Here is a 19,482-nt window from a genome sequence, read left to right as displayed (position 1 = left end):
AATATGATTTTAAAAAAAGAACACGAATTGCTAAGAAAAACTATCAGAGATTTTGTAGAAAGAGAGATGTCTACTTATCCTGATGAGGTTGATAAAACCGGGAAAATCCCGGAGGAAGTTATTGATAAACTGGTAAAGTATAAGTTTATTTCATCAATAATTCCAAAGGAATATGGTGGTGCAGGAGCAGATTATGTTTCTTATGCCATAATTATGGAAGAAATCAGTAGAAGATGTGCATCTACCGGTACATACATTACAGCAGGGTCATCTCTGGTTGCACTCCCTTTGGTAAACTTTGGAACACCTGAACAAAAAGAGAAGTATTTAAGACCGCTTGCAGAAGGAAAATATGTTGGAAGTTTTGGACTAACGGAACCGGGAGCAGGATCAGATGCAGGAGCAGGACAAACAATTGCTATTGATAAGGGTGAATATTACGAATTAAGCGGAAGAAAATGTTTTATAACTAACGCTCCTATTTGTGATTTTGCAATAATTTCAGCAATGACGGATAAAAGTAAGGGAACTAAGGGAATAAGTACTTTTATAGTTGAATCTAAATGGGATGGTTTTTCAGTCGGTGCACATGAAGATAAGATGGGAATTCGTGGTACAGAGACTTCAGATATTATATTAGATAAAGTAAAGGTGCCTAAGTCTAATTTACTTGGAGGAGAAGGTCGTGGTTTTAAGATAATGCTGAACACATTGGATTACGGACGAATTGGAGTCGCTGCACAGGCCCTTGGAGTTGCACAAGGAGCATTAGATGAAGCGATAAAGTACACTCAAGAAAGAATTCAGTTTAATAGACCTTTAGCAAAATTCCAAAATACGCAGTTTACCATTGCAGATATGGCTACAAAGGTTCAGGCTGCAAGATTGCTTGTGTATGATGCAGCTATGAAAAAAGATAGTGGCGGAGTACCGGGACTTGAGTCAGCTATGGCAAAATATTATGCAGCAGAAACTGCAAACGAGGTTGCATATAAAGCACTACAACTCCATGGAGGATACGGATATATCAAGGATTATCCTATTGAGAGAATATATAGAGATGCAAGGATTTTGTCAATTTATGAAGGAACATCACAGGTACAACAAATGGTTATTGCAGGCCATGTGATAAAAAAGTGATAAAATAACAAGCTTATAGTTTATTTTAATTAACATGGAGGATTTATTTTGAGAATTATAGTATGTGCAAAACAGGTACCTGATACTACAGAAGTGCGTATAGATCCTAAAACAAATACGCTTATAAGAGATGGTGTACCTAGTATTTTAAACCCGGATGATGCAAATGCCTTGGAGGCAGCATTAACAATAAAAGATAAGTTACCTGATACAATAGTAAGTGTCATTTCTATGGGACCGCCACAGGCTGAAAACATGCTTAGAGAGTGCTTGGCTATGGGTGCGGATGAAGCATATTTGATTTCAGACAGAGCATTCGGCGGATCAGATACATGGGCTACATCAAATGCATTGGCATCGGCGTGTCGCAAGTTGAAAGATTATGATTTTATATTTGGTGGAAGACAGGCAATAGATGGAGATACAGCTCAAGTAGGGCCACAGACAGCAGAAAAACTTGGAATTCCACAGATAACATATGTGCAGGATATTGTATTAAATGACGATAACACTGTAACGGTACAAAGACAGTTGGAAGATGGATATGAAGTAATAAAAGTAAAGTCACCGGCTATGTTAACTGCTGTTAAAGAACTAAACAGTCCAAGATATATGAGTGTTGATAGAATATTTGAAGCTATGAAGATGGATATAACACGTTGGAATATTAACGATTTGGATGTATCACCAACAGATGTAGGTCTTAAGGCTTCTCCTACAAGAGTATATAAATCCTTTACTCCACCGGCTAAGGGAAATTCTGTTATGCTTGAAGGAAGCGTAAAAGATATGGTTGAACAATTGGCTGTCAAGTTTAAACATCATCACATTATCTGATAGGAGGAAAGCATGGATAACAGAGATATAAAATCATTTAAAGGAGTGTGGGTATTTGCCGAACAGCGTCAGGGAGTACTTACACCTGTAGTTATTGAACTTTTGGGAGAAGGAAAGAAACTTGCAAGTAAGATTGGCGTTGAACTATGTGCATTTCTTGCAGGAGATAATGTTGATGATTTGATACCTGAGCTTATACAGCACGGTGCTGATAAGGTATATTATGTGAATAACAAGTTATTACATAATTATACTACAGACGGGTATGCAAAGGTGTTGGAAAAGGCAGTAGAAGAGTATAAGCCTGAGATAATTCTTATTGGAGCCACCCATATAGGTAGAGATTTGGCACCAAGAATTGCTTCAAAACTCAACACAGGACTTACTGCAGATTGTACAAAGCTTGAAATAGATGAAGAAGATGGAAAGCTTTTGCAGACAAGACCTGCATTTGGCGGTAATTTGATGGCGACTATTATCTGTCCTGAAACAAGACCTCAAATGTGTACAGTCCGTCCGGGAGTTATGGATAAGGCTATAAAAGATACATCAAAAACAGGAGACATCATTGACGTAAAGGTCGATTTATCCGAGGATGATATAAGAACAGAAGTATTAGATATAATAAAAATAAAAAAGGATATGATTCCTTTAACTGATGCGGATATTATAGTGTCAGGTGGAATGGGAATCAAAAATGCGGACGGTTTCAAACTATTAAAGGAACTTGCAGATATTTTAGGAGGCACTATTGGTGCTTCAAGAGCTACAGTTGACGCCGGATGGATTGACAGATCAAGACAAGTTGGGCAAACAGGAACAACTGTACGTCCAAAAGTGTATATTGCATGTGGTATTTCAGGTGCTATACAGCATTTGGCCGGTATGCAGGATTCGGGAATTATTGTTGCTATTAATACAAATCCCAACGCACCTATATTTGATGTAGCTGATTATGGTATTGTAGGAGATATATATGAAGTAGTCCCACAACTAATAGAGCTTTTAAAAGATGGTGCTCGTTTAGAAGAATTATTTAATAAAGGTTAAGGAGGAAGTATATGGATAAGAATACTTCTCAAAAATCGGCTTTAGGGGCAATGTTTTCAGTTGCGGCGGTTTGGTTTGGCACACATGTAGGTGGTGGATTTGCAACAGGTAATCAAACGGTACAGTATTTTGTAAAGTATAGATTTACCGCCCTGTTTATGCCTGCATTGGTAATAATACTTTTGGGGTGGTGTTATTATAATGGTGCAGTAATGGCTAAGAATCACAAAGCTTTCCGTTATGATGAATTAGCACATCACTTGTATGCTCCATTTTCATCTGCAGGTAAATTGTTTTTTGATATTGCTTTCTTCGTATTGGTTGTAGTAGGTGCCGGTATTGCAATTGCAGGTGGAGGAAAGTTGTTTGCAAGCCTTTGGGGATTGAACTTTTACATCGGTTGTATAATAACAGGAGCGATATTCTTTGTTCTGACTATATTTGGAGCAGGACTTGTTAGAAAAGCTTCTACTATTATAACAATTATGATTTTGGTTTGTTTGATTGCTCTTTTAATACCGGGATTGACTATGGGACATTCGGGAGTAAAAGAGGTGATTGCAACAAGGCATATAGAAGGCTCTTTTACAACAGCAATATGGAATGGTCTGCTTTATGCCGGTTTTCAAAGTTTAGTTGTTGCATCAATCATAAGTACATCACAGTTATTGAATACTACAAAAAAATGTATGGGATTTGCTGTGATTGGAACTATTATAAACGGTCTTATGACTGCGTTGTGTGCCATAATGATATTAGGTAATATGAATTCACTTACACAGCTGGAAGATGGAATGAGCCTTCCTATATTTAATATTGCTAAATTTATAAATGCACCTATTTTGTTATATGCATATTCTTTGATTCTATTCTGTGCGTTTGTATCAACAGGTGTAGGAGTAGTATTTGGACTTGTAACAAGATTTGAGAAAGTTGGATTTAAATCATTAAATATTGAGCAAAGAAGAATAATTATATCACTCATTTCAATTGTGATAGCTACATTGTTGTCATTTGCAGGACTTACAAAGCTTATAGCTGTAGGTTACGGATGGATAGGTAGAGTTTGTGTATTTTTGCTTGTAATCCCATTGGCAGTTGTGGCTCCTATAAAGAACGCAAAGTTTAAAAAGGAACATCCTGAAGTAGAGTAAATTTTATCACTCAGGTTTATTGTATATGTGATATGGTAAACCTGAGTTGTGGAATGTTTGAGTTTAGCTTGCTTTATAATAAAAAACTGCTTGCATTTAGTGGCTTCCTATGTTAATATTGTTAGGTAGTGAGCCGGTGTGGCGGAATGGCAGACGCGACAGACTCAAAATCTGTTATTCGAAAGGGTGTGCGAGTTCGAGTCTCGCCACCGGCAGTTAGCTGTATGATTTTCATACAGCTTTTTTAATGCAAAAATATAGTATCAAATCGGATATTGAGATGTAAAATTAGACATAGCATAGAAAGTTTTAAAAATACTTCTATAAAATGGAAAAGTGAATTTTTTTATGCTAGAATACATTCAAATATTTTATAGAAATCATATAAGGTGGAGATATGGATTATAGTAAAGAAGCATTAAAATTACACGAGAAAAATGGCGGTAAGGTTGCCGTTGTAAGTAAAATAAAAATAAATACCAGAGATGATCTCAGTACGGCATACACTCCGGGTGTAGCCGAGCCTTGCAGAGAGATTGCAAAGGATCCTGAAAATGTATGGAAGTATACGGCAAAGAAAAATCTTGTGGCGGTAGTTTCAGACGGAACGGCTGTGCTTGGACTTGGAGATATAGGACCGAAAGCTGCAATGCCTGTAATGGAGGGTAAGGCAATACTTTTTAAAGAGTTTGGAGATGTTGACGCTTTTCCTATATGCCTTGATGCAAAGGATACTGAGGAGATAATAAAAACTGTAAAGAATATTGCGCCATGCTTCGGTGGAATAAACTTGGAAGATATTGCCTCGCCGAAATGCTTTGAAATAGAAGAAAGACTTGAGAAAGAGCTTGAAATACCTGTATTTCATGATGACCAGCACGGTACCGCAATAGTTGTTACAGCGGCACTTATCAATGCGCTTAAGCTTGTAAAAAAGGAAATGTCCGATATAAAGGTGGTCTTGAACGGACCGGGAAGCGCCGGTACGGCTATTATCAAAATGCTTTTGGAATCGGGTGTCAAGGATATAACGGCCTGTGATGAGTTCGGTATACTGTATAAAACCAGACCGCAGGGTATAAAAGATCATAAGGAATGGCTGTGTACGGTTACCAATCTTAACGATATGAGAGGAAGCTTATCAGATGCTCTTGTAGGTGCGGATGTGTTTATAGGAGTTTCTGTAGCAAATATCCTCACAAAAGATATGATAAAGACAATGGCTGACAAGCCGATAGTCTTTGCCATGGCAAATCCGAATCCTGAGATCTCATATGACGACGCTATGGAAGCCGGTGTGGCTGTAATGGGCACGGGAAGAAGTGACAGACCGAATCAGATAAATAATGTACTGGTATTCCCGGGAATATTCAGAGGTGCGCTGGATGCGGGTGCAAGAGATATAAATTATGATATGAAAAAGGCTGCGGCAAAGGCTATTGCGGAGTATATAAAGCCTGAAGATTTGAATGCACAAAATATTATACCTTCCGCACTTGATAAGAATGTGGCAAAATCTGTAGCGGATGCTGTAGCTAAGGCGGCTAAAGAGAGCGGATGTGTTAGGAAGTGATTATGACGGATATTAAAGATATATTTTTGTTCTCGTATAGGGAACTTAAGAAGGTAAGAACTATTACAACAGTAGCTATGTTTGTGGCGTTGTCGATTATATTGGGGGCTTTTACAGTCCCTATCGGCAATTTTTTAAAGATCGGTTTCTCATCTTTGACTACTGTAAGTGTTGGATATTTGTTCGGACCTATTGTAGGTTCGGTTTTTGGAGCGATAACAGATGTTGTAAAGTATGCGATTAAGCCTACAGGACCTTTCTTTCCGGGATTTACTTTAAATGCGATTATTGCAGGATTCATTTACGGAAGTATATTATATAAGAAGCAAGTGGATATAAAGAGGATTTTTATTGCAGAGTTTTTTGTAAGTCTGTTTTGCAATATCTTACTTGGCACACTTTGGCTGAATGTTTTATACGGAAAGGCTTTTCTTGCCATTTTACCTATGAGAGCTTTGAAGAATATAATTCTTCTGCCTATAAACAGCTTTATGGCATATGCTATACTGAAGTTTTTGGAGCAGTACAAACAAAAAATAAAATAAAATAAAAAAGTGCTTGCAATCAGATTCAATCTGTGCTATCCTAGAACAGCTGTGACATTGATAGCTAAGAAGCATAGGTTGCCGTTTACGGGTTTTATGTGGAGCGAAGGTCATGTTGCAAAAACTGGCGACAAGTCACTGTACAAACAGCATCTCATATTGAGTATTTCGTGTGGTTAAGTTTTACGACACGCACGGAAGAGTGTACAGTCACCGCTTGTCAATTTCTTTTATAAAGATTGAAAAGGAGGCGGCTTTTTTTATGGCAAATCAGGTAATGAGAATCACATTAAAAGCTTATGATCACCAATTGGTTGACAGCTGTGCTGCAAGAATTGTTGATACTGTAAAGAAGACAGGAGCAGCTGTTTCAGGACCTGTTCCACTACCAACAAAGAAGGAAGTGGTTACTATCCTTAGAGCTGTACATAAGTACAAAGACTCTCGTGAGCAGTTCGAGCAGAGAACTCACAAGAGATTGATTGATGTCATTGCACCATCACAGAAGACTGTTGATGCACTTTCCAGATTGGAAATGCCTGCAGGTGTGAACATTGACATCAAAATGAAGAGTAGATAATCCGCTATAAGCGTTAATCCTGCTCTAGGATGAGCACATAGTGCTCCGCTGTAGAATAAACCAGGAGGTATAATAATGAAGAAAGCAATACTTGCTAGAAAAGTAGGTATGACACAGATTTTCGATGAGAACGGCGTGTTAATACCTGTAACAGTTCTTCTTGCAGGACCATGTGTTGTTACACAGGTTAAGACAGAGGAGAATGACGGATACAATTCAGTTCAGGTTGCATATGGACAGATCCGTACAAAGTTGGTTAATAAGGCTAAGTCAGGTCATCTTGCTAAGGCAGGAATTGAGAAGACTGTAGTTGAGAACGGTGATAAGAAGAGAGAAGTTTTTGCTGCCGGAAGATTTATCAGAGAGTTCAAGTTTGAGAATGCATCAGAGTATGCTCCAAAGGCTGAAATCAAAGCAGATATCTTCGCTGCAGGAGATAAAGTTGATGCAACAGCTATCTCAAAGGGTAAGGGCTTCCAGGGTGCTATCAAGCGTCACGGACAGTCAAGAGGACCTATGAGTCACGGTTCAAAGTTCCACCGTCATCAGGGTTCAAACGGTTCATCTTCAGATCCGAGCCATGTATTCAAGGGTAAAGGAATGCCTGGACATATGGGCGCAAAGAAGGTGACAACACAGAATCTTGAAATCGTAAGAGTTGATGCAGATAAGAATCTTATCCTTGTAAAGGGTTCAATGCCGGGTTCAAAGAAGGCTCTAATAACATTAAAAGAGACTGTTAAGAAGAAATAACTAACAGAAAGGAGGAACACAAATGGCTAATATATCAGTATTTAATATTGAAGGAAAAGAAGTAGGTAGTATAGAATTAAATGATGCTGTGTTCGGAGTTAATGTTAACGAGCATTTAGTTCATATGGCAGTTGTTGCACAGTTGGCAAACAAGCGTCAGGGAACACAAAAGGCAAAGACCCGTTCCGAAGTTAGCGGTGGCGGTAGAAAGCCTTGGAAGCAAAAAGGTACAGGACATGCACGTCAGGGTTCAACAAGATCACCTCAGTGGAAGGGTGGCGGTGTTGTATTTGCACCTACTCCAAGAGATTATACAATCAATCTCAATAAGAAAGAGAAGAGAATCGCTCTTAAGAGTGCTCTTACAAGCAGAGTTCTTGAGAACAAGTTCATCGTAGTTGATGATTTTGCAATGAGCGAGATTAAGACAAAGAAGATGCAGCAGACTTTGAACAACTTAAATGTTAAGAAGGCACTTGTTGTATGTGCTGAGAATGAGAAGAACACTGTACTTTCTGTTAGAAATATATATGGTGTTAAGGCTGCTTCACCTAAGACTATCAATGTATATGATATCTTAAAGTACAACACAGTGGTAGCTTCAAAGGACGCTGTTAAGACTATAGAGGAGGTATATGCGTAATGGCAAACATACAATACTATGATGTAATACTTAAGCCGGTTATTACAGAGAAGAGCATGCTCGGCATGACTGATAAAAAGTATACTTTCCTTGTACATCCTGAGTCAAACAAGACAATGATCAAAGAAGCTGTTGAGAAGATGTTTGACGGCGTTAAGGTTTCAAGAGTAAATACTATGAACCAGGACGGAAAGTCAAAGAGAAGAGGAATGACAACAGGTAAGACAGCAAAGGTTAAAAAGGCTATTGTATGGCTTACAGAGGACAGTAAGGATATCGAGTTATTCCAGGGATTATAAGCAACAAATGTTGCTTTTTCTCAGATAATATCTGAGTAATATTATACGGCATCCTGCCGTGATAAAGTGCATAGCACAAGAAGGAGATAAAATGGGAATAAAGAAGTATAGTCCGTATACACCGTCAAGAAGAAACATGACAGGTTTGGACTTTAGCGTAATCACTAAGAGTACTCCTGAGAAGTCATTGTTGGCACCAATCAAGAAGAACTCAGGAAGAAACAATCAAGGTAAAATAACAGTTAGACATCGTGGTGGCGGTGCAAAGAGAAAATACAGAATTATCGACTTTAAGAGAAATTCAAAGGATGGAGTTCCTGCAAAAGTTGTTGCAATAGAGTATGATCCTAACAGAACAGCAAATATTGCACTTATCTCATATGTAGACGGTGCAAAGGCTTATATCCTTGCTCCTGAAGGACTTCAGGTTGGAGCTACAATCGTAAGCGGTTCAGGTGCAGAGGCAAGAATCGGAAACTGTTTACCACTTGCAGAGATTCCTGTAGGTGCACAGATTCATAACATCGAGCTTTACCCTGGAAAGGGCGGACAGCTTGTTCGTTCAGCAGGAAATGTTGCACAGCTTATGGCTAAGGAAGGAAAGTATGCAACTCTTCGTCTTCCTTCAGGCGAGATGAGAATGGTTCCGATCATTTGCAGAGCTACTATCGGTATAGTAGGAAACGGTGAGCATTCACTTGTTAAGCTCGGTAAGGCGGGAAGAAAGCGCCACATGGGTATCAGACCTACAGTTCGTGGTTCTGTCATGAACCCTAATGACCATCCACACGGTGGTGGTGAAGGTAAAACCGGAATCGGTCGTCCGGGTCCATCTACTCCTTGGGGTAAACCGGCTCTTGGTCTTAAGACTAGAAACAAGAAGAAACAGTCTAATAAGCTAATCATCAGAAGAAGAGATGGTAAGGCCGCTACTAAATAAAGGAGGAAAGATAAATGTCACGTTCACTTAAAAAAGGACCATTTGCAGATGCAAGTTTATTAAAGAAAGTTGACGCAATGAACAAAGCCGGCGACAAGAGTGTCATCAAGACATGGTCACGCCGTTCTACAATCTTCCCACAGATGGTAGGTCATACTATTGCTGTTCATGATGGAAGAAAGCATGTTCCGGTATATGTTACCGAGGATATGGTAGGACATAAGCTTGGTGAGTTCGTTGCTACAAGAACTTACAGAGGACATAAAGCTGACGATAAGAAAGCTTCAAGATAAGAGAGGGTTGAAAGGAGGTTTTTTAAATGGCAAAAGGACATAGATCCCAGATTAAAAGAGAAAGAAATGCAGTTAAGGACACCAGACCATCAGCTAAGCTCTCATATGCCAGAGTACCTGTTCAGAAGGCATGTTTCGTGCTGGATGCTATCAGAGGTAAGAATGTTGGTGAGGCTTTGGGTATTCTTATGTATAGCCCAAGATATGCGTCAAGTGTTATCAAGAAATTGGTAGAGTCAGCAGTTGCTAATGCTGAGAACAACAACAATTTAGATCCGTCTAAGTTATATATTGCAGAGTGTTACGCAAGTGACGGCCCTATAATGAAGAGAATTAAGCCTAGAGCACAGGGTAGAGCTTATCGTATCGAGAAGAGAATGAGCCATATCACAGTGGTCTTAGATGAAAGATAGGAGGAGACGCGAAAATGGGACAGAAAGTTAATCCACATGGACTTAGAGTCGGTGTTATAAAAGACTGGAGCTCCAGATGGTACGCTGATAAGGATTTCGCTGATTGTTTAGTGGAAGACTACAATATCAGAAAGTTCTTAAAGAAGAAACTTTATTCAGCAAGCGTATCAGATATTGAAATAGAGCGTGCTTCAGACAGAGTTAGAATAATACTTCATACTGCAAGACCGGGTGTTGTTATCGGTAAGCAGGGTGCTGAAGTTGAGAAATTAAAGAAGGAAGTATCAAAGTTTACAGATAAGAAAGTATTCATTGATATTAAAGAAATCAAGAGACCTGACAGAGATGCACAGCTTGTAGCTGAGAACATCGCTGCACAGCTTGAGAACCGTATTTCATTCCGTAGAGCAATGAAGTCAACAATGTCAAGAAGTATGAAGGCAGGAGTACTTGGTATCAAGGCAAGCTGTTCAGGACGTCTTGGCGGTGCGGATATGGCTCGTACAGAGTTCTATTCAGAGGGTACTATCCCGCTTCAGACATTGAGAGCCGACATTCAGTACGGTTTTGCAGAGGCAAACACAACATACGGTAAAGTCGGTGTTAAGGTTTGGATTTATACAGGTGAGGTGCTTCCTCAAAGAAAAACACAGGAAGGGAGCGTAAAATAATATGTTAATGCCTAAGAGAGTAAAGCGTAGAAAACAGTTTAGAGGTTCTATGGCAGGTAAGGCCCTAAGAGGCAATAAGATCACTTACGGTGAGTATGGTTTAGTATCCCTTGATCCTTGTTGGATAAAGTCAAACCAGATAGAGGCTGCCAGAGTTGCTATGACTCGTTATATCAAGCGTGGCGGTAAAGTTTGGATAAAGATTTTCCCTGATAAGCCTGTTACAGCAAAACCTGCTGAGACTCGAATGGGTTCAGGTAAGGGTGCTACAGAGTATTGGGTAGCTGTTGTAAAGCCGGGTCGTGTATTATTCGAGATCGCAGGCGTACCTGAAGAGATTGCCAGAGAGGCACTTCGTCTTGCAATGCATAAGCTTCCTTGCAGATGTAAGATAGTTTCAAAGGCTGATTTGGAAGGCGGTGAAGCAAGTGAAAACTAAGAATTATGTAAACGAATTAAAGTCAAAAAGCTTAGAACAGTTAAATGAGGAATTGGTTTTGGCAAAGAAGGAACTTTTCAACCTTAGATTCCAAAATGCAACCAGCCAGTTGGATAACACTTCAAGAATTAAGGAAGTTCGTAGGAACATTGCCAGAATTCAGACAGTTATCACTGAGAATGCAAAATTGGCATAAAGATAAAGGAGATAAACCGTGGAGAGAAATCTTAGAAAAACCCGTATCGGCAAGGTTGTTAGCGATAAGATGGATAAGACAATCACTGTTGCAATCGAAGACCATGTAAAGCATCCACTTTATGGCAAGATTGTAAAGAAGACTGTTAAGTTCAAGGCACATGATGAGAAGAATGAATGTAACATTGGCGATACTGTAAAGATTATGGAGACAAGACCTCTTTCAAAGGATAAGAGATGGAGACTTGTACAGATAATTGAGAAGGCAAAATAATTAGGTAGGAAGGAGTATCCGGCATGATTCAGCAGGAAACAAGATTGAAGGTAGCCGATAACACCGGAGCAAAGGAATTGCTTACAATTCGTGTTATGGGTGGTTCAACTAGAAGATATGCTCATATCGGCGATATAATCGTCGCTACCGTTAAAGATGCAACACCCGGCGGTGTTGTTAAGAAAGGTGATGTTGTTAAGGCTGTTGTAGTAAGATCAGTCAATAGCACACGCCGTAAAGACGGTTCATACATCAAATTCGATGAAAACGCAGCAGTTATAATCAAGGATGACAAGACTCCAAGAGGTACTCGTATCTTTGGACCGGTTGCAAGAGAACTTCGTGAGAAGCAGTTCATGAAGATTGTATCTCTCGCACCTGAAGTATTATAAGGAGGTCTAGCGTGCATAAAATCAAAAGAGATGATATGGTTAAAATCATATCTGGAAAAGATAAAGGCAAGACAGGTAAAGTATTAAAGGTTGATACTAAGAAGAACAGAGTAATAGTTGAAGGCTGTAATATGATTACAAAGCATACAAAGCCAAGTATGGCTAACCAGAACGGCGGTATCGTAAATACAGAGGGAACTATTGATATATCAAATGTAATGTTGGTTGTTGACGGTCAGGCTACAAGAGTCGGTTTTGAAGTAAAAGACGGCAAGAAAGTTCGTGTAGCTAAGAAGACCGGTAAGGCTATCGACTAATTGGAAAGGAGGAAAACATGGCAAGATTAAAGGAAATGTATGACAACGAAATCGTCAAGAAAATGACTGAGAAGTTTGGATATAAGAATCCTATGCAGGTACCGAAGCTTGATAAGATCGTTATCAATATGGCTGTCGGTGAGGCAAAAGACAATGCAAAAGTGTTAGATGCTGCAGTTAGAGATCTTGAAATTATCTCCGGACAAAAGGCGGTAGTTACAAAGGCTAAGAAATCAGTTGCTAACTTTAAACTTAGAGAGGGTATGCCTATAGGTTGTAAGGTAACTCTTCGCGGTTCAAAGATGTATGAGTTTGCTGACAGACTTATAAATCTTGCTCTGCCTAGAGTGCGTGACTTTAGAGGTGTAAATCCTAATGCATTTGACGGTAGAGGAAATTATGCTCTTGGAGTTAAGGAACAGCTTATCTTCCCTGAGATAGAGTATGATAAGATTGACAAGGTTCGTGGTATGGACGTTATTTTCGTTACTACTGCAAACACAGATGAAGAAGCTAGAGAACTTTTGACATTATTCAATATGCCATTTTTCAAATAATTTAGGAGGAAGATTTCATGGCAAAGACTTCAATGAAGATCAAGCAGGCTAGACCGGCAAAATTCTCTACAAGAGAATACAGCAGATGCAGAATCTGCGGTCGTCCACATGCTTATCTTAAAAAGTATGGTATCTGTAGAATTTGCTTCCGTGAATTGGCTTATAAGGGTCAGATCCCGGGAGTTAAGAAAGCCAGCTGGTAGGCAGGCATTGAGCACTTAATGAGCACGAACGAAGTGAAGTGCGAATTTAGTGCGAAAGCCCGTCCCGAGCCTTAGTGAAAACGAGCGAAGCGAAGTTTGAGCTTAGTCGAGTGGACGCCACCCGGCAGATAGTGAGCACGAGCGTAACGAAGTGCGAACTTAGTTGGGAAGTGTTTCCTCAGCTTAAGCTTAATCAAAGCAAAGAAAAGAATTTATACAAGATACATTTAAAATAAACAGGAGGAAAAAATTCCATGACAATGAGCGATCCAATTGCAGATATGCTTACCAGAATCAGAAATGCAAATACTGCAAAACATGACTCAGTTGATATTCCTTCCTCAAAGATGAAAATAGCAATAGCTAACATACTTGTAGAAGAAGGTTATGTAGAGAAGTACGAACTTGTTGACAATGGTAACTTCAAGGATATCAGAATATTCCTTAAGTATACAGCTAACAAGAGCGAGAGAATAATAAGTGGATTGAAGAGAATTTCAAAGCCGGGCTTACGTATATACGCAAGCAGAGAAGAGCTTCCAAGAGTTCTTGGCGGTCTAGGAACAGCTATTATTTCAACAAATAACGGCGTTATCACAGACAAAGAAGCAAGAAAGCTTAACGTAGGTGGAGAGGTGCTCGCTTTCGTATGGTAATTCCAAACGAAAGAATATAATAATATTATAAATTAAGTTTCAACTCTAATAGCAGTCATAAAGAAATTTTTCTTTAATGACTTCCTATTAGATGATATAAACCTGAAAACCTGAGCGAAAAGCTCACGACAAATTTAAGGAGGAAGACGGCATGTCACGAATTGGAAGAATGCCTATCGCAATTCCGGCAGGAGTAACTGTTACAATTGCAGAAAATAATCATGTGACTGTAAAAGGTCCTAAGGGTACACTTGAGAGAGCATTACCTTTAGAGATGACCATTAAGCAGGAAGGTGATGATATCGTAGTAAGCAGACCTAACGACTTAAAGAAAAACAAGTCATTACACGGTCTTACAAGAACCCTTATACATAACATGGTAGTTGGTGTAACCGAAGGCTATGAGAAGGTGCTTGAGGTAAACGGTGTTGGCTACAGAGCGGCAAAGCAGGGAAATAAGCTTGTGCTTTCACTCGGATATTCACATCCGGTAGAGATGGTGGATCCTGAGGGTATCACATCAGTTCTTGACGGACAGAACATCATCAAAGTACAGGGTATCGACAAGGAAAAAGTCGGACAGTACGCTGCAGAGATCAGAAGCAAAAGAAAGCCTGAGCCATACAAGGGCAAAGGTATTAAGTACTCTACTGAAGTTATCAGACGTAAAGTCGGTAAGACCGGTAAGAAATAATAGGAGGGTAATTAAATGGTTAGCAAAAAATCAAAGAGCGATCTCAGAATCAAAAAGCATTCCAGATTGCGTAATCGTCTCAGCGGAACTACTGAGAGACCACGTCTTGCTGTATTTAGAAGCAACAACCATATGTACGCTCAGATTATTGACGACACAGTGGGAAATACAGTAGTAAGTGCATCAACACTTGAGAAGAGTGTAAGAGAAGAGCTTTCAAAAACAAATGATGTAGACGCTGCAGCATATGTTGGAACTCTTGTTGCAAAGAGAGCCCTTGAGAAGGGTATAGACAAAGTTGTGTTTGATAGAGGAGGATTCATCTATCAGGGTAAGATTGCCGCACTTGCAGAAGCTGCACGTGAAGCAGGATTACAATTCTAATAGGAGGAGAAACATACATGAAGAGACAAATCATCGATCCAAGCAAATTGGAGTTAAATGACAGAGTCGTAAATATCAAGCGTGTATCCAAAACCGTAAAAGGTGGACGTACAATGAAGTTTTCTGCTCTTGTTGTTGTAGGTGACGGTAATGGTCATGTCGGTATCGGTCTTGGAAAGGCAGGAGAGGTACCTGAGGCTATCCGTAAAGGTAAAGAGGCAGCAACCAAGTCATTGGTTGAGGTTAGAATAGATGAGAATTCAAGTGTTCCACATGATTACACAGGAAAGTTCGGAAGTGCAAGCGTACTTTTGAAGAGAGCACCTGAAGGTACAGGTATTATCGCAGGTGGTCCTGCACGTGCGGTATTGGAGCTTGCAGGATATAAGAATATCCGTTCAAAGTCTTTAGGTTCAAATAACAAGACAAATGTATGTCTTGCTACACTTGCAGGTTTGGCAGCACTTAAGACACCTGAAGAGATTGCAAAGCTTCGTGGTAAGTCAGTTGAAGAAATACTAGCATAATAGGAGGAAAATATGGCAAAGTTAAAAATTACATTGGTTAAGTCTCCTATCGGTGCTATCCCAAAGCAGAGAGCAACTGTAGAAGCACTTGGTTTGAGAAAGTTAAACAAGACAGTTGAGATGCCTGACAATGATGCTGTAAGAGGTATGATTTGGCATGTAAGACATCTTGTAAAAGTTGAAGAAGTCTAAAGAAGGAGGTGTAGTGATGGATTTATCTAATTTACAGCCTGCATTAGGCTCAAAGCACAGCGATAATTTCAGACGTGGCCGTGGACATGGTTCAGGTAACGGTAAGACTGCCGGTAAGGGTCACAAGGGTCAGAAAGCGCGTTCAGGACCTACAAGACCTGGATTTGAAGGTGGTCAGATGCCTTTATACAGACGTATCCCTAAGAGAGGATTTACAAATCGTAACTCTAAGGATATCGTAGCTGTTAACGTTTCAGTTCTTGATCGTCTTGAGGACGGCGTTGAGGTTACTCCTGATACATTATTGGCTGCCGGAATTATAAGACATACAAGAGACGGAGTTAAGCTTTTAGGAAACGGTTCAGTAACAAAGAAATTTACTGTTAAGTATATTGCTGTTAGTGAAAGTGCAAAAGCTAAGATTGAAGCTGCAGGCGGAACTTGTGAGGTGATCTAATGCTCACAACACTCCTAAATGCATTTAAAGTAAAGGATGTACGAAAGAAGCTTCTGTACACATTTATAATGCTGGTAATTATTCGCTTCGGCAGTAATTTACCTATACCGGGTGTGAATACAACTTATTTCAAAGATTTCTTTGAAAAACAAGCCGGGGATGCGTTCGGATTTTTCAACGCCATCACCGGTGGATCATTTGAAAGTTTGAGTGTGCTTGCACTTAGCATCACTCCTTATATTACTAGTTCTATCATAATACAGCTTTTAACAATTGCGATTCCGGCACTTGAGGAATTACAACAGGATGGAGAAGACGGAAGAAAAAAGATAGTAGAGTACACAAGATACTTAACTGTCGCACTAGCCCTCTTACAGTCTTCAGCCATGGCAATTGGATTCGGTAGACAAGGACTTTTAATACATTTTGGAATAAAGAGTGTAGTTGTAGCTATAGTTACAATGACGGCAGGTAGTGCATTTTTGATGTGGATTGGAGAAAGAATTACAGAGAACGGAGTAGGAAACGGTATTTCGATAGTACTTCTTCTGAATATTCTTGCTTCATTACCATCTGACTTTAACAATCTTTATGTGAGATTTTTAAAGGGACAGACAGTAGCTAAGATGGTAGTTGCTGCAGCTATTATAATAGCCTTTATAGTAGCGATGGTAGTATTCACCATTGTCTTACAGGATGCTGAAAGAAGAATTCCTGTACAATATTCATCCAAAACGCAGGGTAGAAGAAGTGTAGGCGGAACATCATCAAATATTCCGCTCAAAGTAAATACTGCAGGTGTTATTCCTGTTATTTTCGCTTCTTCAATATTCTCTACACCTATAGTTATTGGCCAATTCTTGCAAGTTAATAACGGTTCAATAATAGGTGAGATATTAACATATATGAATTCATCAATGTGGTTTAAGCCTGAAGCTCCGAAGTACTCAGTCGGACTTATAGTTTATATCATTTTGATTATCTTATTTGCGTATTTTTATACATCAATTACTTTTAACCCGCTTGAGGTTGCTAATAATATGAAGAAGTCGGGAGGTTTCATACCGGGAATAAGACCGGGTAAGCCTACCAGCGACTATTTCTCAAAGATATTAAGTTATATAATCATTATAGGTGCTGCAGGACTTATAATAGTATGTATTATCCCTATAATAATTTCAGGATTGTTCAATATCAGTAGACTTTCGTTTACCGGAACATCTCTGATAATTATTGTCGGTGTAGTCCTTGAGACATTAAAAGCAATTGAATCATTAATGCTTGTAAGAAATTACAGAGGATTCTTATTAGACTAATCATCTTACGAAAAACCACTGGGGTATATTCTTCAGGGGTTTTTCGTGGTTACTAACAAAAAATGGGGGAGATACACCATGAAGATTATTATGTTAGGTGCTCCGGGTGCCGGAAAAGGTACACAGGCAAAGAGAATTGCAAAAAAATATAATATACCGCATATATCCACAGGAGATATATTCAGAGCAAATATAAAAGAAGGAACCGAGCTTGGAAAGAGAGCAAAAGAGTATATGGATAAGGGAGAGTTGGTCCCTGACGACATCACTATCGGAATGCTTCTTGACAGAATACATAAAGCGGACTGTAAAGACGGCTTTGTGCTTGACGGTTTCCCAAGGACAATTCCGCAGGCAAAGTCTTTGACACAAGCGTTGTCAAAACTGAATGAGAGTATTGACTATGCTATAAATATAGATGTTCCGGATGAGTCCATCATTACAAGAATGGGCGGCAGAAGAGCATGCTTAAGCTGTGGAAGTACATATCATATAAAGTATTCCGCACCGAAGAAAGAAAATATATGTGATAATTGCGGCAGTGAACTTGTTATCAGAGATGACGACAAGCCGGAGACTGTAAAGAAAAGACTTGATGTATATCATAAGCAGACACAGCCTTTGATAGACTACTATGACAATGAGAAAATACTTGCAAGTGTAGACGGTACAAAGGATATGGAAGAAGTGTTCTTAGACATTATTGCAGTTTTGGGATAGATTGTGAGGATTAAGATGGCGGTAACAATAAAATCTGAAAGGGAAATACAGTTAATGAGAGAAGCCGGCGAGATACTGGCAAAAACTCATGAAGAACTGGAAAAGGCATTGCATGCAGGCATGAGCACATATGAAGTAAACAAAATCGGAGACGAGATAATAAGGTCGTTTGGTTGTGTTCCTTCATTTTTGAACTACAACGGCTACCCTGCTTCAATATGTGTATCTGTAAATGAAGAGGTGGTACACGGTATTCCGTCAAAGAAAAGAATTTTAAGAGACGGAGATGTAGTAAGTCTTGATGCAGGTGTTATTTGGAAAGGCTACCATTCAGATGCTGCCAGAACCCATATAATAGGCGAAGGAAGCGAAGAGGCAAAGGCACTTGTAAAGGTGACTAAAGAGTGCTTTTTTGAGGGAATCAAGTACGCGATTGCAGGCAATCACCTTAATGATATCTGTAAGGCTATAGGCACATATGCAAAAGACAGAGGTTACGGTGTTGTAAGAGATTTGGTAGGTCACGGTATCGGCACACATCTGCACGAAGACCCTGAGGTTCCGAACTTTGATATGAAGAGAAGAGGAATCAAATTACAGCCGGGTATGACTCTTGCAATAGAGCCTATGATTACAGCCGGAAGAGACGAAGTGGTATGGCTTGATGACGACTGGACGGTTGTTACAGATGACAACTCACTGGCGGCACATTATGAGAATACTATTTTGATAACGGACGGTGAGCCTGAGATTCTTTCTTTAAGAAAATTATGATAAATATAGGTGATATCGTAGTATCAACAGCAGGTCATGACAGAGGAGAGTATTATCTGGTCATAGAATGTGACAAAGATTTTATCTATGTTGCAAACGGCAGATTAAAGACTCTTGACAAGCCGAAGAAGAAAAACAAAAAACATGTCAGCAGGCTTGGAAAAAGTGATGAATTTATTGATATTAGAAAAAGTGATAATAACTTTAACGACGTTAAGTTAAAATATCTCTTGAAAAATTGGAGGAGTAAATGTCTAAATCAGACGTTATAGAGATTGAGGGAACAGTTGTTGAGAAATTACCTAATGCAATGTTTCAGGTAGAGCTTGAAAACGGGCATCAGGTATTGGCGCATATCAGCGGCAAACTCAGAATGAACTATATCAGAATTTTGCCGGGTGATAAAGTTACTATAGAATTATCACCGTATGATTTGACAAAGGGTCGAATCATTTGGCGTGATAAATAAAATAAGACCTTGCATATTATACTGC

At 39.3% G+C, this 19,482-nt stretch carries 32 protein-coding genes and 1 tRNA gene; all 33 read left to right on the top strand.

Features of this window, described 5'->3' with window-relative positions; all coding sequences use genetic code 11:
• Nucleotides 1-3 precede the first annotated feature (3 nt).
• Nucleotides 4-1,140, top strand: a complete 1,137-nt coding sequence (acdB, locus tag EHW90_RS08830) for a putative isocaproyl-CoA dehydrogenase AcdB (RefSeq protein ID WP_060930109.1) — start codon at nt 4-6, stop codon at nt 1,138-1,140.
• 48 nt (nt 1,141-1,188) lie between these two features.
• Entirely contained in the window at nt 1,189-1,977 is a 789-nt protein-coding gene (gene etfB / locus EHW90_RS08825; RefSeq protein ID WP_009445644.1) for an electron transfer flavoprotein subunit beta, read from the top strand.
• Between the two features lie 12 nt (nt 1,978-1,989).
• The gene (locus EHW90_RS08820) at nt 1,990-3,027 is read left to right on the top strand and encodes an electron transfer flavoprotein subunit alpha/FixB family protein (protein ID WP_034213631.1); all 1,038 of its coding nucleotides are present in this window, start codon (nt 1,990-1,992) and stop codon (nt 3,025-3,027) included.
• An 11-nt stretch (nt 3,028-3,038) separates the two neighbouring features.
• Entirely contained in the window at nt 3,039-4,181 is a 1,143-nt protein-coding gene (locus tag EHW90_RS08815) for a YkvI family membrane protein (RefSeq protein WP_124952407.1), read from the top strand.
• Between the two features lie 132 nt (nt 4,182-4,313).
• Nucleotides 4,314-4,396 (top strand) — tRNA-Leu (locus EHW90_RS08810).
• Nucleotides 4,397-4,578: 182 nt separating this feature from the next.
• Nucleotides 4,579-5,754, top strand: coding sequence for an NAD(P)-dependent malic enzyme (locus EHW90_RS08805; RefSeq protein ID WP_124952406.1), 1,176 nt, complete (start codon nt 4,579-4,581; stop codon nt 5,752-5,754).
• Between the two features lie 2 nt (nt 5,755-5,756).
• Nucleotides 5,757-6,299 carry a folate family ECF transporter S component gene (locus EHW90_RS08800; protein WP_124952405.1) on the top strand — a complete coding sequence of 181 codons (543 nt, stop codon included), beginning with the start codon at nt 5,757-5,759 and terminating at the stop codon, nt 6,297-6,299.
• Between the two features lie 262 nt (nt 6,300-6,561).
• Nucleotides 6,562-6,879: a 30S ribosomal protein S10 gene (gene rpsJ, locus EHW90_RS08795; RefSeq protein ID WP_007593367.1), complete on the top strand. Its 318-nt coding sequence runs from the start codon at nt 6,562-6,564 to the stop codon at nt 6,877-6,879.
• Nucleotides 6,880-6,954: 75 nt separating this feature from the next.
• Entirely contained in the window at nt 6,955-7,632 is a 678-nt protein-coding gene (rplC, locus tag EHW90_RS08790) for a 50S ribosomal protein L3 (RefSeq protein WP_124952404.1), read from the top strand.
• Between the two features lie 22 nt (nt 7,633-7,654).
• Nucleotides 7,655-8,275, top strand: coding sequence for a 50S ribosomal protein L4 (rplD, locus tag EHW90_RS08785; RefSeq protein ID WP_007593364.1), 621 nt, complete (start codon nt 7,655-7,657; stop codon nt 8,273-8,275).
• Nucleotides 8,275-8,574 carry a 50S ribosomal protein L23 gene (gene rplW, locus EHW90_RS08780; protein WP_060930101.1) on the top strand — a complete coding sequence of 100 codons (300 nt, stop codon included), beginning with the start codon at nt 8,275-8,277 and terminating at the stop codon, nt 8,572-8,574. Before rplD ends, rplW begins: the two co-directional genes overlap by 1 nt.
• A 91-nt stretch (nt 8,575-8,665) precedes the next feature.
• Nucleotides 8,666-9,514: a 50S ribosomal protein L2 gene (gene rplB / locus EHW90_RS08775; RefSeq protein WP_040457988.1), complete on the top strand. Its 849-nt coding sequence runs from the start codon at nt 8,666-8,668 to the stop codon at nt 9,512-9,514.
• A 14-nt stretch (nt 9,515-9,528) separates the two neighbouring features.
• Complete coding sequence (rpsS, locus tag EHW90_RS08770) at nt 9,529-9,807, top strand: 30S ribosomal protein S19 (RefSeq protein WP_009445657.1); 279 nt, start codon at nt 9,529-9,531, stop codon at nt 9,805-9,807.
• Between the two features lie 26 nt (nt 9,808-9,833).
• Nucleotides 9,834-10,220 (top strand): 50S ribosomal protein L22, encoded by a 387-nt coding sequence (rplV, locus tag EHW90_RS08765; RefSeq protein WP_007593354.1) that lies wholly within the window; start codon nt 9,834-9,836, stop codon nt 10,218-10,220.
• A 14-nt stretch (nt 10,221-10,234) separates the two neighbouring features.
• Nucleotides 10,235-10,891, top strand: a complete 657-nt coding sequence (gene rpsC / locus EHW90_RS08760; RefSeq protein WP_060930100.1) for a 30S ribosomal protein S3 — start codon at nt 10,235-10,237, stop codon at nt 10,889-10,891.
• Nucleotide 10,892: 1 nt separating this feature from the next.
• Nucleotides 10,893-11,330 (top strand): 50S ribosomal protein L16, encoded by a 438-nt coding sequence (rplP, locus tag EHW90_RS08755; protein ID WP_009445660.1) that lies wholly within the window; start codon nt 10,893-10,895, stop codon nt 11,328-11,330.
• Nucleotides 11,320-11,526: a 50S ribosomal protein L29 gene (gene rpmC, locus EHW90_RS08750; protein ID WP_008753880.1), complete on the top strand. Its 207-nt coding sequence runs from the start codon at nt 11,320-11,322 to the stop codon at nt 11,524-11,526. The genes rplP and rpmC overlap by 11 nt, the downstream gene beginning before the upstream one ends.
• 18 nt (nt 11,527-11,544) lie before the next feature.
• Nucleotides 11,545-11,799 (top strand): 30S ribosomal protein S17, encoded by a 255-nt coding sequence (gene rpsQ, locus EHW90_RS08745; protein ID WP_007593341.1) that lies wholly within the window; start codon nt 11,545-11,547, stop codon nt 11,797-11,799.
• Between the two features lie 23 nt (nt 11,800-11,822).
• Nucleotides 11,823-12,191, top strand: a complete 369-nt coding sequence (gene rplN, locus EHW90_RS08740; protein WP_008752092.1) for a 50S ribosomal protein L14 — start codon at nt 11,823-11,825, stop codon at nt 12,189-12,191.
• 11 nt (nt 12,192-12,202) lie between these two features.
• Complete coding sequence (rplX, locus tag EHW90_RS08735; protein WP_060930099.1) at nt 12,203-12,508, top strand: 50S ribosomal protein L24; 306 nt, start codon at nt 12,203-12,205, stop codon at nt 12,506-12,508.
• A gap of 17 nt (nt 12,509-12,525) precedes the next feature.
• Nucleotides 12,526-13,065: a 50S ribosomal protein L5 gene (gene rplE, locus EHW90_RS08730; protein WP_060930098.1), complete on the top strand. Its 540-nt coding sequence runs from the start codon at nt 12,526-12,528 to the stop codon at nt 13,063-13,065.
• 17 nt (nt 13,066-13,082) lie between these two features.
• Entirely contained in the window at nt 13,083-13,268 is a 186-nt protein-coding gene (locus EHW90_RS08725; protein ID WP_008752089.1) for a type Z 30S ribosomal protein S14, read from the top strand.
• A gap of 254 nt (nt 13,269-13,522) precedes the next feature.
• The gene (gene rpsH, locus EHW90_RS08720; RefSeq protein WP_007593334.1) at nt 13,523-13,924 is read left to right on the top strand and encodes a 30S ribosomal protein S8; all 402 of its coding nucleotides are present in this window, start codon (nt 13,523-13,525) and stop codon (nt 13,922-13,924) included.
• A 151-nt stretch (nt 13,925-14,075) separates the two neighbouring features.
• Nucleotides 14,076-14,618 carry a 50S ribosomal protein L6 gene (gene rplF, locus EHW90_RS08715; RefSeq protein ID WP_040457989.1) on the top strand — a complete coding sequence of 181 codons (543 nt, stop codon included), beginning with the start codon at nt 14,076-14,078 and terminating at the stop codon, nt 14,616-14,618.
• 15 nt (nt 14,619-14,633) lie between these two features.
• Complete coding sequence (gene rplR, locus EHW90_RS08710) at nt 14,634-15,002, top strand: 50S ribosomal protein L18 (protein ID WP_009445666.1); 369 nt, start codon at nt 14,634-14,636, stop codon at nt 15,000-15,002.
• Between the two features lie 17 nt (nt 15,003-15,019).
• The gene (rpsE, locus tag EHW90_RS08705) at nt 15,020-15,529 is read left to right on the top strand and encodes a 30S ribosomal protein S5 (RefSeq protein WP_009445667.1); all 510 of its coding nucleotides are present in this window, start codon (nt 15,020-15,022) and stop codon (nt 15,527-15,529) included.
• A 12-nt stretch (nt 15,530-15,541) separates the two neighbouring features.
• Nucleotides 15,542-15,721, top strand: a complete 180-nt coding sequence (gene rpmD / locus EHW90_RS08700) for a 50S ribosomal protein L30 (RefSeq protein WP_007593325.1) — start codon at nt 15,542-15,544, stop codon at nt 15,719-15,721.
• Between the two features lie 16 nt (nt 15,722-15,737).
• Nucleotides 15,738-16,178, top strand: a complete 441-nt coding sequence (gene rplO, locus EHW90_RS08695) for a 50S ribosomal protein L15 (RefSeq protein ID WP_060930097.1) — start codon at nt 15,738-15,740, stop codon at nt 16,176-16,178.
• On the top strand, nt 16,178-17,494 hold the full coding sequence (gene secY / locus EHW90_RS08690; protein WP_060930096.1) for a preprotein translocase subunit SecY: 1,317 nt from the start codon (nt 16,178-16,180) through the stop codon (nt 17,492-17,494). Before rplO ends, secY begins: the two co-directional genes overlap by 1 nt.
• Nucleotides 17,495-17,572: 78 nt before the next feature.
• On the top strand, nt 17,573-18,214 hold the full coding sequence (locus tag EHW90_RS08685; protein ID WP_124952403.1) for an adenylate kinase: 642 nt from the start codon (nt 17,573-17,575) through the stop codon (nt 18,212-18,214).
• A gap of 15 nt (nt 18,215-18,229) precedes the next feature.
• Nucleotides 18,230-18,988, top strand: a complete 759-nt coding sequence (gene map, locus EHW90_RS08680; RefSeq protein WP_124952402.1) for a type I methionyl aminopeptidase — start codon at nt 18,230-18,232, stop codon at nt 18,986-18,988.
• Nucleotides 18,985-19,260, top strand: coding sequence for a KOW domain-containing RNA-binding protein (locus EHW90_RS08675; RefSeq protein ID WP_124952401.1), 276 nt, complete (start codon nt 18,985-18,987; stop codon nt 19,258-19,260). The genes map and EHW90_RS08675 overlap by 4 nt, the downstream gene beginning before the upstream one ends.
• Nucleotides 19,239-19,457, top strand: coding sequence for a translation initiation factor IF-1 (infA, locus tag EHW90_RS08670; protein WP_007593317.1), 219 nt, complete (start codon nt 19,239-19,241; stop codon nt 19,455-19,457). The genes EHW90_RS08675 and infA overlap by 22 nt, the downstream gene beginning before the upstream one ends.
• The last annotated feature ends 25 nt before the right edge of the window (nt 19,458-19,482 follow it).

The organism is Lachnoanaerobaculum orale (assembly GCF_003862485.1).
Taxonomy (GTDB): domain Bacteria; phylum Bacillota; class Clostridia; order Lachnospirales; family Lachnospiraceae; genus Lachnoanaerobaculum; species Lachnoanaerobaculum orale.
Note: the sequence above shows the minus strand (reverse complement) of the source record. Positions and strands in the feature narration are given on the sequence as shown.

Coding starts and splice junctions, on each gene's coding strand:
- rplN (WP_008752092.1), top strand. CDS start 11,823: ATGATTCAGCAGGAAACAAGATTGAAGGTAGCCGATAACACCGGAGCA.
- EHW90_RS08805 (WP_124952406.1), top strand. CDS start 4,579: ATGGATTATAGTAAAGAAGCATTAAAATTACACGAGAAAAATGGCGGT.
- EHW90_RS08820 (WP_034213631.1), top strand. CDS start 1,990: ATGGATAACAGAGATATAAAATCATTTAAAGGAGTGTGGGTATTTGCC.
- EHW90_RS08725 (WP_008752089.1), top strand. CDS start 13,083: ATGGCAAAGACTTCAATGAAGATCAAGCAGGCTAGACCGGCAAAATTC.
- rplW (WP_060930101.1), top strand. CDS start 8,275: ATGGCAAACATACAATACTATGATGTAATACTTAAGCCGGTTATTACA.
- rpsJ (WP_007593367.1), top strand. CDS start 6,562: ATGGCAAATCAGGTAATGAGAATCACATTAAAAGCTTATGATCACCAA.
- rplP (WP_009445660.1), top strand. CDS start 10,893: ATGTTAATGCCTAAGAGAGTAAAGCGTAGAAAACAGTTTAGAGGTTCT.
- rplF (WP_040457989.1), top strand. CDS start 14,076: ATGTCACGAATTGGAAGAATGCCTATCGCAATTCCGGCAGGAGTAACT.
- rplO (WP_060930097.1), top strand. CDS start 15,738: ATGGATTTATCTAATTTACAGCCTGCATTAGGCTCAAAGCACAGCGAT.
- map (WP_124952402.1), top strand. CDS start 18,230: ATGGCGGTAACAATAAAATCTGAAAGGGAAATACAGTTAATGAGAGAA.
- rpsH (WP_007593334.1), top strand. CDS start 13,523: ATGACAATGAGCGATCCAATTGCAGATATGCTTACCAGAATCAGAAAT.
- acdB (WP_060930109.1), top strand. CDS start 4: ATGATTTTAAAAAAAGAACACGAATTGCTAAGAAAAACTATCAGAGAT.
- rplE (WP_060930098.1), top strand. CDS start 12,526: ATGGCAAGATTAAAGGAAATGTATGACAACGAAATCGTCAAGAAAATG.
- rplD (WP_007593364.1), top strand. CDS start 7,655: ATGGCTAATATATCAGTATTTAATATTGAAGGAAAAGAAGTAGGTAGT.
- infA (WP_007593317.1), top strand. CDS start 19,239: ATGTCTAAATCAGACGTTATAGAGATTGAGGGAACAGTTGTTGAGAAA.
- rpmD (WP_007593325.1), top strand. CDS start 15,542: ATGGCAAAGTTAAAAATTACATTGGTTAAGTCTCCTATCGGTGCTATC.
- rpsC (WP_060930100.1), top strand. CDS start 10,235: ATGGGACAGAAAGTTAATCCACATGGACTTAGAGTCGGTGTTATAAAA.
- EHW90_RS08815 (WP_124952407.1), top strand. CDS start 3,039: ATGGATAAGAATACTTCTCAAAAATCGGCTTTAGGGGCAATGTTTTCA.
- rplB (WP_040457988.1), top strand. CDS start 8,666: ATGGGAATAAAGAAGTATAGTCCGTATACACCGTCAAGAAGAAACATG.
- EHW90_RS08685 (WP_124952403.1), top strand. CDS start 17,573: ATGAAGATTATTATGTTAGGTGCTCCGGGTGCCGGAAAAGGTACACAG.
- EHW90_RS08675 (WP_124952401.1), top strand. CDS start 18,985: ATGATAAATATAGGTGATATCGTAGTATCAACAGCAGGTCATGACAGA.
- rplR (WP_009445666.1), top strand. CDS start 14,634: ATGGTTAGCAAAAAATCAAAGAGCGATCTCAGAATCAAAAAGCATTCC.
- rpsS (WP_009445657.1), top strand. CDS start 9,529: ATGTCACGTTCACTTAAAAAAGGACCATTTGCAGATGCAAGTTTATTA.
- EHW90_RS08800 (WP_124952405.1), top strand. CDS start 5,757: ATGACGGATATTAAAGATATATTTTTGTTCTCGTATAGGGAACTTAAG.
- rplV (WP_007593354.1), top strand. CDS start 9,834: ATGGCAAAAGGACATAGATCCCAGATTAAAAGAGAAAGAAATGCAGTT.
- rplC (WP_124952404.1), top strand. CDS start 6,955: ATGAAGAAAGCAATACTTGCTAGAAAAGTAGGTATGACACAGATTTTC.
- rpsE (WP_009445667.1), top strand. CDS start 15,020: ATGAAGAGACAAATCATCGATCCAAGCAAATTGGAGTTAAATGACAGA.
- secY (WP_060930096.1), top strand. CDS start 16,178: ATGCTCACAACACTCCTAAATGCATTTAAAGTAAAGGATGTACGAAAG.